Origin of the sequence: Kribbella alba (assembly GCF_039529635.1) — a bacterium.
GTDB lineage: Bacteria > Actinomycetota > Actinomycetes > Propionibacteriales > Kribbellaceae > Kribbella > Kribbella alba.
The window spans coordinates 70,346-85,728 of record NZ_BAAANE010000012.1; the positions used below are offsets into that span (position 1 = coordinate 70,346).

The 15,383-nt window shown below is 68.9% G+C and carries 16 protein-coding genes; 9 read left to right on the top strand and 7 right to left on the bottom strand.

Annotation, left to right across the window (positions count from 1 at the left end):
- Nucleotides 1-15: 15 nt before the first annotated feature.
- From ABD210_RS29760 to ABD210_RS29780, 5 genes are read left to right on the top strand one after another with little or no spacing between them, the layout of a single operon-like run.
- Nucleotides 16-1,416: a phosphomannomutase/phosphoglucomutase gene (locus ABD210_RS29760; RefSeq protein ID WP_344116002.1), complete on the top strand. Its 1,401-nt coding sequence runs from the start codon at nucleotides 16-18 to the stop codon at nucleotides 1,414-1,416.
- Nucleotides 1,416-1,625, top strand: coding sequence for a Trm112 family protein (locus tag ABD210_RS29765; RefSeq protein ID WP_425552764.1), 210 nt, complete (start codon nucleotides 1,416-1,418; stop codon nucleotides 1,623-1,625). The genes ABD210_RS29760 and ABD210_RS29765 overlap by 1 nt, the downstream gene beginning before the upstream one ends.
- Nucleotides 1,622-2,701 carry an SIS domain-containing protein gene (locus tag ABD210_RS29770; protein ID WP_344116003.1) on the top strand — a complete coding sequence of 360 codons (1,080 nt, stop codon included), beginning with the start codon at nucleotides 1,622-1,624 and terminating at the stop codon, nucleotides 2,699-2,701. Before ABD210_RS29765 ends, ABD210_RS29770 begins: the two co-directional genes overlap by 4 nt.
- Nucleotides 2,695-3,867 carry a mannose-6-phosphate isomerase, class I gene (gene manA / locus ABD210_RS29775; protein WP_344116005.1) on the top strand — a complete coding sequence of 391 codons (1,173 nt, stop codon included), beginning with the start codon at nucleotides 2,695-2,697 and terminating at the stop codon, nucleotides 3,865-3,867. The genes ABD210_RS29770 and manA overlap by 7 nt, the downstream gene beginning before the upstream one ends.
- Nucleotides 3,868-3,897: 30 nt before the next feature.
- Complete coding sequence (locus tag ABD210_RS29780; RefSeq protein ID WP_344116007.1) at nucleotides 3,898-4,857, top strand: cation diffusion facilitator family transporter; 960 nt, start codon at nucleotides 3,898-3,900, stop codon at nucleotides 4,855-4,857.
- Between the two features lie 7 nt (nucleotides 4,858-4,864).
- Here ABD210_RS29780 and ABD210_RS29785 read toward each other — a convergent pair whose 3' ends face one another.
- Nucleotides 4,865-5,233 (bottom strand): MerR family transcriptional regulator, encoded by a 369-nt coding sequence (locus ABD210_RS29785; protein WP_344116008.1) that lies wholly within the window; start codon nucleotides 5,231-5,233, stop codon nucleotides 4,865-4,867.
- A gap of 119 nt (nucleotides 5,234-5,352) precedes the next feature.
- Here ABD210_RS29785 and ahcY point away from each other — a divergent pair, with 119 nt between their 5' ends.
- On the top strand, nucleotides 5,353-6,801 hold the full coding sequence (gene ahcY, locus ABD210_RS29790; RefSeq protein ID WP_344116010.1) for an adenosylhomocysteinase: 1,449 nt from the start codon (nucleotides 5,353-5,355) through the stop codon (nucleotides 6,799-6,801).
- Nucleotides 6,802-6,867: 66 nt separating this feature from the next.
- Here ahcY and ABD210_RS29795 read toward each other — a convergent pair whose 3' ends face one another.
- Complete coding sequence (locus tag ABD210_RS29795; protein WP_344116012.1) at nucleotides 6,868-7,824, bottom strand: RDD family protein; 957 nt, start codon at nucleotides 7,822-7,824, stop codon at nucleotides 6,868-6,870.
- A 78-nt stretch (nucleotides 7,825-7,902) separates the two neighbouring features.
- Here ABD210_RS29795 and ABD210_RS29800 point away from each other — a divergent pair, with 78 nt between their 5' ends.
- Nucleotides 7,903-8,901: a stage II sporulation protein M gene (locus ABD210_RS29800; protein ID WP_344116014.1), complete on the top strand. Its 999-nt coding sequence runs from the start codon at nucleotides 7,903-7,905 to the stop codon at nucleotides 8,899-8,901.
- Between the two features lie 65 nt (nucleotides 8,902-8,966).
- The gene (locus ABD210_RS29805; RefSeq protein ID WP_344116016.1) at nucleotides 8,967-9,701 is read left to right on the top strand and encodes a DUF1206 domain-containing protein; all 735 of its coding nucleotides are present in this window, start codon (nucleotides 8,967-8,969) and stop codon (nucleotides 9,699-9,701) included.
- 74 nt (nucleotides 9,702-9,775) lie between these two features.
- Here ABD210_RS29805 and ABD210_RS29810 read toward each other — a convergent pair whose 3' ends face one another.
- From ABD210_RS29810 to ABD210_RS29830, 5 genes are read right to left on the bottom strand one after another with little or no spacing between them, the layout of a single operon-like run.
- Nucleotides 9,776-11,068, bottom strand: coding sequence for a DUF58 domain-containing protein (locus ABD210_RS29810; RefSeq protein WP_344116018.1), 1,293 nt, complete (start codon nucleotides 11,066-11,068; stop codon nucleotides 9,776-9,778).
- 10 nt (nucleotides 11,069-11,078) lie between these two features.
- Entirely contained in the window at nucleotides 11,079-12,053 is a 975-nt protein-coding gene (locus tag ABD210_RS29815; RefSeq protein ID WP_344116020.1) for an AAA family ATPase, read from the bottom strand.
- Nucleotides 12,050-13,198: a DUF4350 domain-containing protein gene (locus tag ABD210_RS29820; RefSeq protein ID WP_344116022.1), complete on the bottom strand. Its 1,149-nt coding sequence runs from the start codon at nucleotides 13,196-13,198 to the stop codon at nucleotides 12,050-12,052. Before ABD210_RS29820 ends, ABD210_RS29815 begins: the two co-directional genes overlap by 4 nt.
- Nucleotides 13,195-13,845: a DUF4129 domain-containing protein gene (locus ABD210_RS29825; RefSeq protein WP_344116024.1), complete on the bottom strand. Its 651-nt coding sequence runs from the start codon at nucleotides 13,843-13,845 to the stop codon at nucleotides 13,195-13,197. The genes ABD210_RS29820 and ABD210_RS29825 overlap by 4 nt, the downstream gene beginning before the upstream one ends.
- The gene (locus ABD210_RS29830; RefSeq protein WP_344116026.1) at nucleotides 13,845-14,852 is read right to left on the bottom strand and encodes a hypothetical protein; all 1,008 of its coding nucleotides are present in this window, start codon (nucleotides 14,850-14,852) and stop codon (nucleotides 13,845-13,847) included. Before ABD210_RS29830 ends, ABD210_RS29825 begins: the two co-directional genes overlap by 1 nt.
- A gap of 228 nt (nucleotides 14,853-15,080) precedes the next feature.
- On the opposite strand from ABD210_RS29830, the gene ABD210_RS29835 reads away from it, so the two are divergent.
- The coding region (locus ABD210_RS29835; protein ID WP_344116030.1) for a response regulator at nucleotides 15,081-15,383 on the top strand (303 nt) is incomplete at its 3' end.

Here is a 15,383-nt window from a genome sequence, read left to right on the forward strand (position 1 = left end):
AGATAGGGTCCACGCATGGTTGACGTTGCTGCGATCTTCAAGGCGTACGACGTACGCGGCCTCGTCCCGGACCAGCTGGACGAGACAGTGGCCCGGGCGGCCGGTGCCGCGTTCGTCGAGGTCCTCGACGTGCTCGCGGGGCCCGGGGCCGTGGTGATCGGCTACGACATGCGTCCGTCGAGCCCGGCGCTGGCGGCTGCCTTCGCCGAGGGCGTCACCAGCACCGGCGCCGACGTGGTCGACATCGGCCTGGCGTCGACGGACCAGCTGTACTTCGCGTCGGGGCGGCTCCAGCTGCCGGGGGCGATGTTCACCGCGAGCCACAACCCGGCGCAGTACAACGGGATCAAGCTGTGCCGCGCCGGGGCCTCGCCGGTCGGTTCGGAGTCGGGCCTGCGCGACATCGCGGACCTGGTCGCCAAGGCGTTGACCGAGGGCCCGGTGAGTGTCCCGGTGAGTGTCCCGGTGCCCGGGAAGGTGACGCGCAAAGACCTGCTCACGGCGTACGCGGACCATCTGAACGACCTGGTGGACCTGAGCCGGATCCGGCCGCTCAAGGTGGTCGTCGACGCCGGCAACGGGATGGGCGGCCACACCGTGCCGGCCGTGTTCGCGACCGGACCGGTCGAGATCGTGCCGCTGTACTTCGAGCTGGACGGCAACTTCCCGAACCACGAGGCGAACCCGTTGGACCCGAAGAACCTGGTCGACCTGCAGGCGAAGGTCGTGGAGGTGGGCGCGGATCTCGGGCTCGCGTTCGACGGCGACGCCGACCGTTGTTTCGTGGTGGACGAGAAGGGTGCGCCGATCTCGCCGAGCGCGATCACCGGCGCGGTCGCGGTCCGCGAGCTCGCCAAGCACCCCGGCTCCGCGGTGATCCACAACCTGATCACCTCTCACGCGGTGCCGGAGCTCATCACCGAGCACGGCGGTACGCCGATCCGCTCGCGGGTGGGTCACTCGTACATCAAGCAGAAGATGGCCGAGACCGACGCGGTGTTCGGCGGCGAGCACTCCGCGCACTACTACTTCCGGGACTTCTGGCGGGCCGACACCGGCATGCTCGCGGCGCTGCACGTGCTCGCGGCACTCGGTGAGCAGGACCGGCCGGCCGGCGAGTTGTTCGCGGTCTACGAGCGGTACGTCGCCTCCGGCGAGCTCAACAGCCGGGTGGACGACGCGGCCGCGACAGTCGCCGCGATCGAAGACACCTATGAAGGACGCGACGGGATTACCGTTGACCATCTGGACGGGTTGACCGTCGATGCTGGGCAGTGGTGGTTCAACGTGCGCGCGTCGAACACCGAGCCGCTGCTGCGGTTGAACGTCGAGGCCGGGGACGCTGCCACCATGGAGCGTGTCCGGGATGAGGTACTGGCCCTGATCACCGGTGCACCGAGGCAAGAAGGAAACTGATGACTCCTCCCAACATGAATCTGGACCCTGATCTCCTGAGCATCCTGGTCTGTCCGAAGTGCCGCTCGGAGTTCCGGGTGGACGACGAGGCGAACGAGTTGATCTGCACCAACGCCACCTGTGCGCTGGCGTACCCGGTGCGGGACGAGATCCCGGTGCTGCTGATCGACGAGGCCCGCGAGACCAAAGAGGCCGCAGACAACCAATGAGCTTCTTCGACGACTCGCGGCTGGACGACCCTGCCGCCCTCGAGGCCACCGACCACCTGTTGCGTCGCCTGGCCGGTGCCGGGGCCCGCGTCCGGGCCGAGATCGACGCCTCCGCGGAGGTGCTGTCGAAGCTGGGGTCCGACGGGTTCCGGCCACGCGCGGTCGTCGCCGCCGGCCGGGATGCCAGGTTGGTCCGCGCGGTGCTGGAGCCGGTCTGCCCGGTGCCGTTCGTGGCCTGGCCCGGTCCGGGGCTGCCCGGTTGGGCCGGACCGCTCGACCTGGTGATCGTGCTCGGTGGCACCGCCGAGGACCAGGGCGCGATGTCCGCCGCCTCCGAGGCCGTACGCCGGGGCTGCGGGCTGATGGTGGCGTCGCCGGAGGACTCGCCGGTGGCGCAGGCGTCGGCCGGTTCGCGGCATGCCATTCGCCTGCCGTCCCAGTCGGACGACCAACTGGCCGCCGCCGTCGCAGTACTGCAGGGTTTGCACCAGCTCGAGCTCGGGCCGGCCGTGGACGCCGACGCGGTCGCCGCGATGCTGGATGAGGTCGCCATCGAGTGCTCGCCCAACAACGATGTGGCTTCGAACCCGGCCAAGGACCTGTCGCTGATGCTGGCGGACGCGCTGCCGCTGGTGTGGGGTGGCTCCGTCCTGGCGGCCCGTGCGGCCCGTCGTGTCGTGGAGGCCATGCGGCTGGCGAGTGGTCGCCCCGCGCTGGCCGCTGACGCCGGGCACCTCCTGCCGGTGCTGGCGAACCAGCCGCTGCGTGACGTCTTCGCCGACCCCTTCGACAAGGCCGAGGAACTTCGGCCGGGCCTGGTCATCCTGGATGACGGCATCGACGACCCGCTCGTGACCGACACCCGCCGGCAGCTCGAGGAGAAGGCCGAGCGCCACGACGTACGGGTCCATGTGGTGACCCAGGCCAACGGCACGGACGTCGCCCGGTACGCCGCCCTGACCCAGCACGGTCGGTATGCCGCGGCCTACCTGGGCATCGGCCTCGGCCGGTACGGGACGCCGGTCGAGGAAGCTCCGAGCGTGCCAGGCAATCCCGCGGAGGACCCGGCGTGGTAGCTCGGCTGCAGAACACCATCCGGGACTACGCCTGGGGTTCGCGGACCGCGATCCCCGAGCTGACCGGGCTGGAGCCGGACGGCACGCCGCAGGCCGAGCTCTGGATGGGCGCGCACGAGTCGGCGCCTTCGGTGCTCCCGTCCGGCGAGTCCCTCTACGACCTGGTGTCGTCGAGGCCGACCGAGGTGCTCGGCGAGGAGACGGCCGAGGAGTTCCAGGGCCGGTTCCCCTTCCTGGCCAAGCTCCTGGCCGCCGAACAACCCCTGTCGATCCAGGCGCACCCGTCCCGCGAGCAGGCGATCGACGGGTATGCCCGCGACGAGGCCGCCGGGATCCCGCGCGACGCGGGCGACCGGAACTACAAGGACGCCTGGCCCAAGCCGGAGATCCTGATCGCGCTCGGCCCGTTCGACGCGCTCGTCGGCTTCCGCCCGCTCGACGCGACGGTGGAGTTGCTCGAGGCGCTCGGCGCGGACGGTTTCGAGGAGCTCACCGACCTGCTCCGCAACGGAAAGCTGCAGGACGCCTTCACGCACTTCATGAGCAGCGACCGCGACACGATCCGCCCGCTCGTCGCCGCCCTCGCCGAGGCCTGCCGCCGGTACGGCGGGGAGGACCTCGCGCTGGAGGTGGAGACCCTCGACCGGCTGTGTCAGGAATTTCCCGACGATCCAGGGGTACTGGCTGCTCTGTTGCTGAACAGGGTGCGGCTGGAGCGGTTCCAGGCGGTCTACCTCCCGGCCGGCAACGTGCACGCCTACCTGCACGGCACGGGGTTCGAGGTGATGGCCAACTCGGACAACGTGCTCCGCGGCGGACTCACCCGTAAGTACGTGGACGTGGAGGAACTCGTGTCGGTGGTCGACTTCGAACCGATCGCCTCGCCGGTGCTGGCGGGAACACCGGTGGCGCCGGGCATCACGGCGTACGAGACGGGCTGCGAGTACTTCGCGGTCCGGCGGATCGACCTGACCGGGGACTCGCTGGAGGTGCCCGCCGAGGGGCCCCGGATCGTCGCAGTGGTGGACGGAACTGCCGAAGTAGGTGCCGGCGGCACCGAAGCCACCGTGACGTTGGCCGCCGGTCAGTCCGCGTTCGTCGCAGGAACCGAAGGACCCTGTAGCCTGCGGGGTTCCGGCACGGCGTTCGTCGTGTCCACTCGCTGAAACCCCTGATTTCAACGGAGGACCACGGAAATGGCAGGTGGCGGTAACAAGGCCGTCGTCGCGGCACTGCTGGCGAACACCGGCATCGCGATCACCAAGTTCGCCGCCTGGGCGCTGACCCAGTCCGCCTCGATGCTGGCCGAGGCGATCCACTCGCTGGCCGACGCCGGGAACCAGGTCCTGCTGCTGGTCGGCGCGAACCGGGCCAAGCGCGAGGCCGACGAGTTGCACCAGTTCGGGTTCGGCCGGGAGCGCTACGTCTACTCCTTCATCGTCGCGATCGTGCTGTTCAGCGTCGGTGGCCTGTTCGCGCTGTACGAGGGCTACCACAAGGTTCACGACCCGCATGGCATCGACAATTGGCAATGGGTCCCGATCGCGGTGCTGGTGGCCGCGATCGTGATGGAGTCGCTGTCGTTTAGGACCGCGATCGTCGAGGCGAACAAGCTGCGCGGCACGACCTCCTGGGTGCGGTTCGTCCGCAACGCGCGGGCGCCGGAGCTGCCGGTGATCCTGCTGGAGGACTTCGCCGCCCTCACCGGGCTGGTGCTCGCGCTGATCGGCGTGGTGCTGACCCTTGCCACCGGCAACGGTGTCTTCGACGGCCTGGGCTCGATGGCGATCGGCGCCCTGCTGGTCTGCGTGGCGATCTTCCTGGCGATCGAGATGAAGTCGCTGCTGCTGGGCGAGTCCGCGACCCGCGACGCGCAGCAGCGGATCATCGCCGCGATCGAGGGCACTCCCGGTGTCCAGCGGCTGATCCACATCAGGACCCTGCACCTCGGGCCCGAGGAGGTGCTGGTCGCCGCGAAGGTCGCGGTCGAGCCGACCACCGACGCGGCCGTCGTCGCCGAGACGATCAACGCCGCCGAACGGGCGATCCGGGAGGTCGAGCCGATGGCGCAGCAGATCTACCTGGAGCCCGACATCTTCGTCGAGGACTACACCCCAGAAGAACGCCCCGCGGTGCCCGAGGCGCCCTCCCACTGACGAGGGACTAGCGCGGCCGGTTGTGCGGCGGCGGCAGCACGCCGCTGCGGCCCAGCCAGTGGAGCGCCCGTTCGCGGTCGATCTCGGCCGGGCTCGGGGGTGCGGAGAGCCGGCCGGTCCGGTAGCCGAGGTTGCGGATGTCCGCCGCGACCGATGGTTCCGCCAGGGCCTTCAGGGCGAAGGCGAGCGCGGCCGGCGTCACGTCGTACCGGTGTTCCAGCTCGAGCGCGAGCTTGACTGCGGCGAGGTCGCGCTCGTCGTACTGGCGTTGCGAGCTGCGGCTGCTGCGTAGGCGCGGTAGTAGGCCGAGTGCCTCCCGATAGCGCAACATGCGTGGGGTGGTGCCGAGCTGACGGGCTGCCTCGGTGATGCGCATGACACCAATCTTGACATTTCAGTGTCAGGAATGCGCATCGGGTGCCCATTCGGCCCCGCCAGAACCCCTAGGCTCGTGCCCTAGGACTTCACCCGACACCCTCAAGGGAGCGGCACCGCATGACGTTCGACTACAAGGTGGCAGACCTCGGACTGGCCGAGTTCGGTCGCAAGGAGATCCGGCTCGCCGAGCACGAGATGCCGGGCCTGATGGCGATGCGCGCGCAGTACGGCGAGAGCAAGCCGCTGGCCGGCGCCCGGATCGCGGGCTCGCTGCACATGACCGTGCAGACCGCCGTGCTGATCGAGACCCTGGTCGCGCTGGGCGCCGAGGTCCGCTGGGCCAGCTGCAACATCTTCTCCACCCAGGACCACGCGGCCGCCGCGGTCGCGGTCGGGCCCGAGGGCACCGTGGACAACCCGGCCGGCGTGCCGGTCTTCGCCTGGAAGGGCGAGACGCTGGAGGAGTACTGGGCCTGCACCGAGCAGATCCTGACCTGGCCCGGTGGCAGTGCTGGTGTCACAGGCCCGAACATGATCCTCGACGACGGTGGCGACGCCACCATGCTCGTCCACAAGGGCACCGAGTTCGAGAAGGCCGGCGCCGTGCCGGACCCGTCGACCGCGGAGTCCGAGGAGTTCGCGGTCGTGCTGTCCCTGCTGACCCGCTCGCTGGAGCAGAGCAAGGACAAGTGGACCACCATCGGTGCCGGCATCAAGGGCGTCACCGAGGAGACCACCACCGGCGTGCACCGGCTCTACGAGATGCACAAGGCCGGCGCGCTGCTGTTCCCGGCGATCAACGTCAACGACTCTGTCACCAAGTCGAAGTTCGACAACAAGTACGGCTGCCGGCACTCGCTGATCGACGGCATCAACCGCGCCACCGACGTCCTGATCGGTGGCAAGGTCGCGGTCGTCTGCGGCTACGGTGACGTCGGCAAGGGCTGCGCCGAGTCGCTGCGCGGCCAGGGGGCCCGGGTGATCGTCACCGAGATCGACCCGATCTGCGCGCTGCAGGCGGCGATGGACGGTTACCAGGTCACCACCCTGGACGACATCGTCGGCACCGCTGACATCTTCGTCACCACGACCGGCAACAAGGACGTCATCACCGCCGACCACATGGCGCGGATGAAGCACCAGGCGATCGTCGGCAACATCGGCCACTTCGACAACGAGATCGACATGGCCGGGCTGTACAAGACCCCGGGCATCGAGCGCGTCACGATCAAGCCGCAGGTGGACGAGTTCCGCTTCACCGACGGTCACACCGTGATCATCCTGTCCGAGGGCCGGCTGCTGAACCTGGGCAACGCGACCGGTCACCCGTCGTTCGTGATGTCGAACTCCTTCACCAACCAGGTGCTGGCGCAGATCGAGCTGTTCGTGAAGACCGCCGAGTACCCGACCGACGTGTACGTGCTGCCGAAGCACCTGGACGAGATGGTCGCCCGGCTGCACCTGGACGCGCTCGGCGTGAAGCTGACCGAGCTGTCCAAGGAGCAGGCCGAGTACCTGGGCATCCCGGTCGAGGGCCCGTACAAGTCGGACGCTTACCGCTACTGAGATTTCCTGTACTCCGAAGGCGCCCCGAGCTGTCAGCGGGGCGCCTTCGCCTTCAGTGCCAGGGCTTCAGACCCAGTGCCAGCCGCCTGGATTCACCGTGGTGGTCTGCGACGGATCCTGGGGCAGGTTCTGGGGCACGTCCTGGGGCGGCACGGCGAACGGTCCCTGCTGTGGGAACACGGCGGGCTGCGGCGGAGCGCCGTACGGGCTGGGCGGTGCATACCCGTTCGGCGGCCCGAAGAGCCCGGTGTACCCGCCGTACGTCGGCCGTTGCGTGGCTAGCCGCGCTAGCTCACGCCGCCTGCGCTCGGCCAGTACTGCGGACAGGAACGCGGGCGAGGGGATCGCCATGGGCGGTGCGGGCGCGGTGACTCCGCCGACCCGGAAGGCGAGCGCATCCCCGAGCGCGACGCGAGCGCCGGGCTCCAGTTCGGTGTAGCGGGCCAGGTACTCCCTCGAGGTGTTCGCCAGCTCGTCGGAGAGCCGCGAGAGCTCCAGTGATTGCGCCCACTGCACCAGGTGGCCCGGCACGAACAGTGGAGGCGACGCCATCGGCTGGTGGCGCTCGCGGATCACCACGGTGCCGGCGAGGATGTCCCCGATCCGCTTGCCCTGCTTGTTCATCAGGCTCGCCACGATCCCCGGACTGGCCGCGAACCACGGCGCGAAGTCGACGAACAGCCACAGCAGGGATCGCACCAGCGCGTGCCGGAACCGGATCGAGCTGCCGTCGTCGCGCACGACCTTGAGCCCGAGCATCATCTTGCCCAGCGTGCGGCCGCGGGTGAGCGTCTCCATCACCACGCGATAGCCGATCAGCACGATCACGAGCACCACGAAGACGAGTGCCCCCGCGAGCGCGTCGCTGGCCTGGGTCATCATGAATCCGAGCAGCGTGGTCAGCAGGACGGTGAGCACGATGCCCTGGATCACGACGTCGATGGCGCAGGCCAGTGCGCGGGTCGGCATCCGCGCGATCCGCACCTGGAGGACGACCGCTTCCCCCGTGACCAGCTGAGACACCCCGCGCCCCCCTCCACCACGACACTACGTCCGGCTAGTGTGCCAGTGGATCGAGCCAGCCGAGCTGATGGAGGTGGGATGGACGTCGAGGCGTTCGTGTCGGTTCATCAGCCTCAGTGGGATCGCCTGGCGCAGCTGACCCGGCGACAGCGGCGGTTGACCGGGATGGAGGCGGAAGAGCTGGTCACCCTGTACCAGCGGGTCGGCACCCAGCTCGCCGCGCTGCGAGCGGCCGGAGCGGATCCTGTGACGGTCGGTCGGCTGTCCGGCCTGATCGCCGACGCGCGGGGCGCCGTGACGGGTGTGCAGGCTCCTGTCTGGCGCGATATCTCCCGCTACTTCCTGGTCAGTTTTCCGGCTGCCCTGTATGCCTCGCGCCGCTGGTGGCTCACCATCGGCCTGTCGTTCTACCTGGTCGTGGCGTGGATGGCGTGGCGGGTCATCGAGCACCCGGAGCTGCTCGAGTCGGTCGGGACGCCCGCGGAGATCCAGCAGTTGGTGGACAAGGACTTCGCGAGCTACTACTCGGCGAATCCCGCCCAGGACTTCGCCCTGCAGGTGTGGATCAACAACGCCACGATCTCGGCCGCGGTGCTGGCGATCGGCGTGTTGCTGATCCCGACCTTCTTCGTGCTCTGGAGCAACGCGCTCAACCTGGGCGTCATCGCCGGCGTGATGATCGGGCACGACAGGTCGGACGTGTTCTTCGGCCTGATCACCCCGCACGGCCTGCTCGAGCTGACCGCCGTGTTCGTCGCGAGCGCGGCCGGACTGAGACTCGGCTGGTCCTGGATCGCCCCCGGCCCACGAACCCGGATGCAGGCCCTGGCCCAGACCGGCCGCGCCACGGTGGGGATGGCGATCGGCCTGGCCGTGATCCTGCTGATCAGCGGCATCATCGAGGCGTTCGTGACCCCCTCGCCGCTGCCGACCGCAGTACGGGTCGGTATCGGTGTGCTCGCCGAGGTCGGCTTCTTCGTCTACGTGTGGACGCTCGGCCGTCGAGCCGTGCAGGCGGGCGAGTACGGCGACGTCGACGCGGCCGATCGGGAAGCGAGCGTTCCGGTCTCGGCCTGATCCAGCGGTTTGGCCCTGGGTACCGGTTCACAATGAGTACCGCCCGGGAAGTTCAGACAAGTCGCGTGTACGACGTAGCGATCACCGTCGGATTGATCGCGTACGGCGTGGTGTATCTGCTCGTCGCCTGGATCGCACTGCAACTCGCCTGGGGCAAGAACTCGGAGGAGGCAACACAGCAGGGAGCCCTGCAGGAACTGGCCAGTAAGCCGTTCGGCAGCGTGCTGCTCTGGATCCTCGCCATCGGCCTGTTCTCCCTCGTGATCTGGCGTGCGCTCCAGCTCATCTACGGCCACCTGGACACGGAAGGAAAGGTGTCATCGGCGGCACGCGGCGTGGTCTACCTGGTGCTTGGTGTCAGCGCGGTCAAGGTCGCCATGGGCTCGAGTAGCTCCAGCACCAGCCGGCAGCGCGGCATGACTGCCCGGCTGATGGAGAACGGCGCCGGACGGGTGCTGGTCGTCGTCATCGGGCTGGTCATCATCGGCGTCGGCGTGCGCCAGATCTACAAGTCGGTGACGAAGAAGTTCACCGAGGAACTCACCGGCGGCGTCTCGGACACCACCATCCTGCTCGGCCGGATCGGCTATGCCGCGAAGGGGATCGCCTTCATCATCGTCGGCGCCCTCTTCGCATGGGCCTCGATCAGCTACGACCCGAAGAAGGCCGGCGGCCTCGACACCGCGCTGCGCACGATCAAGGACCAACCGTTCGGCTCGGTCCTGCTGACCCTGATGGCCCTCGGAATCGCCTGCTTCGGCGTCTACTGCTTCGTCTGGTCCCGCAACGCCAAGCACTGATTCACGCTCTCTCACCGTCGTCAGGAAGCTGGCGGCGATGGGGCTGCTGCAACGCCGAAGCCACTCGGCCGGGTCTAGAGGCGGCCGGCCTTCTTCAGAGCCAGGTAGGTATCGGCAAGCGCCGGCGCGATGTGGTCGGGATTTTCGTCGACCACGGTGACTCCGGCTCGGGTCAGGACGGCTGTTACGCGTTCTCGGTCGAGGCGGGTTCGGGCGGCGGACGCGGCTCCGTAGACCTCGATGACGTCGGAGCGTGCCGCCTCCAGCTCGGTGAGGCGCGGGTCGGCGACCGACGCCAGTACTACGACATGCCGACGTAGGAGCGGACCGATCACCGGCAGCAGGGACTCCTCGATCACGGCCGGGTCCAGGCCCGTCAGCAGGACCACGAGCGACCGCTGGCCGAGTCGTTCGAGCACCTGGGACACGACGACCCGGAAGTCCGTCTGCACGAGCTCGGCGTCCACGTTCGCCAAGGCGTTCACAAAAGACGGCAGGACGTCCTCGGGTGCGGGCCGCCTGACATCAGCCCGTACCTCGGAATCACAAGCCAGCAAGGAAACCCGGTCTCCAGCACGAGTCGCCAGAGCCGCCAGCAGCAACGCCGCATCCATCGCGTGGTCGAGCCGAGGAGCATCACCAACGCGGCCTGCCGACATGCGGCCGGAGTCGATGACGATGGCGACCTGCCGGTCCCGCTCAGGCCGCCAGGTTCGCAGTACTACGTTCCCGCGGCGGGCGGTGGCTCGCCAGTCGATGCTGCGGACGTCGTCACCCGGCACGTAGTCTCGCAACGAGTCGAACTCCGTCCCCTGACCCCTTACCAGCAAGGCAGTCCGGCCATCCAGCTCGCGGAGTCGCGCGAGCCGCGACGGGAGATGCTTGCGCGACTTGAAGGGCGGCAGCGCCCGAACAGTCCACGGCACCCGGTGCGAGCCCTGACGCCCTGCGAAGCCGAGCGGCCCGATCGACCGGACCGTCACCCGGTGAGCGTGCCTGTCACCGCGCCGGGTCGGGACCAGGTGCGTCACAATGCGCCGCCGTTCGCCGTTGGGGAGATCGATCTTGTGCGGCGGATCCTGCACCCCGGCGGAAGGCGGCCAGGCGTCTCGCAGCAGGCCGTTGACCCTGCGCCCAGGATTGGCCACCAGCATCGTGACCACGGCCTGCTCGCCCAGCCGTACGGCGGTGTCTCCCTCGCGGCTCAACTGCAACCGCCGAGGCGACCCGGCAAGCAACAGGTCGACCAAGCACACCAGCAACACGACAGCCACCACCACGCCGATGCCACTCCAGCTCGGCATCAGCACTGCGACGAAGACGACGCCCAGACCAGCCAGTAGGGCGGCCCGGCCGGTGACAACCATCAGCCGACCGTCATCGGGGCACCGGGACAGTGGCCAGCACGCTCTCCAGTACTGCGTCCGCGGTGACCCCTTCCAGCTCGGCCTCCGGGCGGATCTGCACCCGGTGCCTCAGGCAAGGACGTGCCATCGCCTTCACGTCGTCAGGGATCACGTAGTCCCGCCCCGACAACCATGCCCAAGCCCGGGCCACGGCAAGCAGCGCAGTCGCCCCACGCGGAGACACCCCGAGCTGCAACGACGGGGACTGCCTGGTAGCCCGGCACAGGTCGACCACATAAGCCAGTACGTCGTCCCGCACCGCGACCCGTCGTACGGCGGCCTGCCCGGCCAGCAGGTCTGCCGGCCCGGCCACAGGACGCAGACCGGCCGCAGCCAGATCGTGCGGATCGAACCCCTGCGCATGCCGGGCCAGTACTGCGATCTCGGCATCGCGTGGGGGTATGTCCAGGGTCACCTTCAGCAGGAACCGGTCCAGCTGGGCCTCGGGCAACGGGTAGGTGCCCTCGTACTCGATCGGGTTCTGCGTCGCGGCGACCACGAACGGAGAGGGCAGTCTGCGGGGTTCGCCGTCGACGGTGACCTGGCGTTCCTCCATCGCCTCCAACAGCGCGGCCTGCGTCTTCGGCGGCGTCCGGTTGACCTCGTCCGCCAGCAGAATGTTGGTGAACACCGGGCCCGGGCGGAACTCGAACTCACTGGTCTTCGCGTCGTACACGAGCGAGCCGGTGACGTCGCCCGGCATCAGGTCCGGGGTGAACTGCACCCGCTTGGTCTCGAGCCGCATCGCCATCGACAGCGCCCGCACCATCAGCGTCTTCGCCGTTCCGGGCACGCCCTCGAGCAGCACGTGGCCGCGGCACAGCAGGGCGAGCACGAGTGCGGTCACCGCGGTGTCCTGGCCGACCACCGCCTTGCCGATCTCGTTCCGCAGCTCGACCAGTGCCTGCCGGGCGCGCTCGGGGGTGACCTCGATTGCGGTCGTCACGGGTGTCGTACCTCCTGCGTGAGCTGGTCCAGCTCTTGGGAAAGGAACATCAGGTTGGCGTCGTCGATCGGTGGCCCACCGTAGAGGAGTTCGGACAGCATCGCCGGGTCCCGACCGGTGCGGGCGGCAACTGTTGTGACCACCGCGCTCGGTTCGGCGCGACGAGGGATCCCGTGCGCCTTGTGGAGCTTGCCGATCGCGGACTCCCGCAGCGCCGCCGCGGCCCGGTCCCTGGCTCGGGAGCGCCGGTAGAGCCGTGCCCGCCCTTCGGTGGTCTCGGCGGCATGCACGATGACCGGCAGGGGCTCCGGAACCACCGGGCCGAGTCGGCGTCCACGCCACAGCGCCACGACGAAGGCGGCGAACGCCAGCGCCCACGCGATATACCGGACGTCCGGTGGGACGATCGGCGGGCCGCTGCCGTCCTCCTCGTTCAGGCCCGACGACTCGAACTGAGGCAGGTACCAGACCAGGTGGGCGTGTGTTCCGATCAGGTTCAGCGCGAGGGCCGCATTTCCGTCCTCGGCGAGGTCCGCGTTCGTGAACGACCGCGGCGAGCCGATGACGTCGACGATCCGGCCGTCCGTCTCGAGGCGGATGACCGTGTGGTTGATGCCGTCGCCGTAACAAGCGCCGGCCGAATCCGGAGCCGAGTACGACGAACCCGAGACGGTTGCGGTGCCTGCCTGGACCGCGGCCGGCAGGTCGCAGTCCGGCGCTCGGCTTTCCCGCGACAGCGATTCGGCGACATTCTCGACGCCCGGGGCAAGGATCTCGAGCGCGCGGTCACTCGGCCGGAAGAGCACTAGATGGCTCCAGCCCGCCTCGGCGATCTGTTGCCAGTCGGTCCGGTCAAGCGCACCGCCGGGCGCGATCACCAGGGTCCGATCCGTCCCGCTCTGAACCGCATCGTTGATGGCCTGCGTCGGCGTCACGTCGACGCCGTGATTCGACAGCAGCGTCGCGAGCGCCTTCGCCCCGGTCGGCTCGGCCGAGTCCGGACTGAACGGGCCCGAGGTACGAGCCGCGGTGGCGATCATCAGCGCGAACACGCCCAGCACGACAGCACCCGTGATCAGCAGCGGCAGCCTCAGGACGCGCCAGCTCTCGGCGCCGCTCCGGCCGACGGCAGTGCTTGCGCTCATCCCTGGACCAACACCCGGGTGGACACCCTGCGGGCTGCCTCGTCAGCGGCGACCACCACCGCGTACCGCTCCGGCGTACCGGGCCGGTTGCCGTAGACAACCTCCGTGAACACCAGCGCAGCGGGCTGCAGAGCGTCCCGCAACGCCGGTACTACGCGGCCCGCGTCCGCGACTGCCTCGTACGCCGTTCGTCCGGCGCGTTCGTCCAGGACAGTGCGCTCGGTGAGTTCCGCGACGCAGGCACGGAAGCGGCTCCGCACGGCTGCGGTGTAGTTCCCCGCGGCGGCTTCCTGTTCAGCCTGCGCGCGGTAGGTGAACGCAGTACGAGGTTTGCTCGTGTCGAAGACGGCGCGGGGATTACGACGGGTCGTACGGAGGACACCGGCCCGCCAGAGCACCACCACAACGATCAGGGCGAAGAGCAGGAACAGCAGGAAGAGCCCGAGCTGGCCGTTGGTGGACGTGCCCGTCACGTTGTCCAGCAGGTCTGCGATCCACTGCATCACCTTGCCGATGGCCCGCGACATGAGCGACTGCCCGGCCTGCCCGTAGAGCGGCTTGGAGAGCTCCTTGGCAGCCTCGGCGGCGGCGTCGTTCCGGCTGATGTCCACCGGCGGTTCGAGCCGCATCAAGGGATCGAGCTGCATCAGCGCCTCGCCATCAACACGGGCCGCAACCACAGGTCGAGTCCCTCGCGCCGGACCCGCAGGTCGAGGTAGATCAGCGCCTGGACGGACGACATGAACGCGAGGCTGGCGATCAATGTCAGCACAGTGGCGATCGCGGCAGCGGCTCCGACCAGGATCGCGATCACCGTGGCACCGCTGCCGGTGTTCCCCGAAGCCCAGGCGCCCAGCGTGAGAATCAGTGTGCTGACGCCTAACTGCAGCGCGTAGCTGACGATGTTCACCACCACCCCGGCGAACAGCAGAATGCCGAAGACACGCCAGAACCGGCCCTTCACCAAGTACCAGGACCGCCTCAGCGCACCCCAGACCCCGACCCGCACCGGGATGTACAGCCCGATGTCCGGTGCGTGCTTGCCTTCCATCAGTACGACGGTTCCGGCCAGCACCAGCCGGATCCCGAAGATCACCACCAGCAGGCCGCCCACCATGATCAGCACCAGTGCCACCGCGCCCGCGACCTCCGACGAGATCGCCGCATCGGCACCCGAGCCGATCCCGAACACGGCCAGTCCCCAGCCGGCGACCATGATCAGCGCGGACAGCGACTGGAGGAGGCCGACGGCGGCCAGCGCGGGCAGGGAGCGGCGAACCAGCCGCAGCAGTTCCTTCGGACCCACCCGGTGAGCCAGTTGGCTACGCACCGCCGCCAGGGCGATGATCCCGGCCAGCATGCTCGACACCACCGTGAACAGGACCAGTTGCACGCCGTACATCACGAGCATCGCCAGGCCGGCCTGTTGGAACGGGCCGTCGGCGTTGAAGAAGCCGCTGATCCCGCCGGGCACGGTCAGCTGGGTCAGCCCGGCCTGGACTGCCGCCAGGGCGATCCCGGCCAGCACCGGCAGGCCCAGCATGATCGTCTTGTTGTCAGAGATCGTCCGGGCGGCGTTGTCCAGCAGGTCTGCCGGCAGCCAGGGCCGCAGCGGCTCGGAGGAGCTCTCCCGTACGCCGATGTCGTCGCGCATTGCCGTGCCTCCCTTCCAGACGGCCCCGGGTTGTCCCCGGCCGAAGGTGTGCACCATGATCACAGCCCGGGCGGTCCACACCGCTATAACTCGGGCTCACCCGGCGATCCGGCGCGTGGACTACCCCGGGAATGGGACACTATCCGTAGTGCGTACGACCAGCAGCCGCTGGGCGCACTACGATCCGGAACCGGCAAGGAGCAGGGCGTGGCAGAAGGTAACCGGACGATGAGGGGTCGAGTCCTCATCGTCGACGATGACACCGCGTTGTCGGAGATGCTCAGCATCGTGCTGCGCAACGAGGGCTATGACACCTATCTGTGCGCCACCGGCGACAAGGCGGTGCCGGCCTTCCGTGAGTTCAAACCCGACCTGCTGCTGCTCGACCTGATGCTGCCCGGCATGGACGGGATCGACGTGTGCCGCGCGATCCGGGCCGAGTCCGGTGTGCCGATCGTGATGCTGACCGCCAAGAGCGACACCGTCGACGTCGTGCTGGGCCTGGAGTCCGGCGCGGACGACTACGTGGTC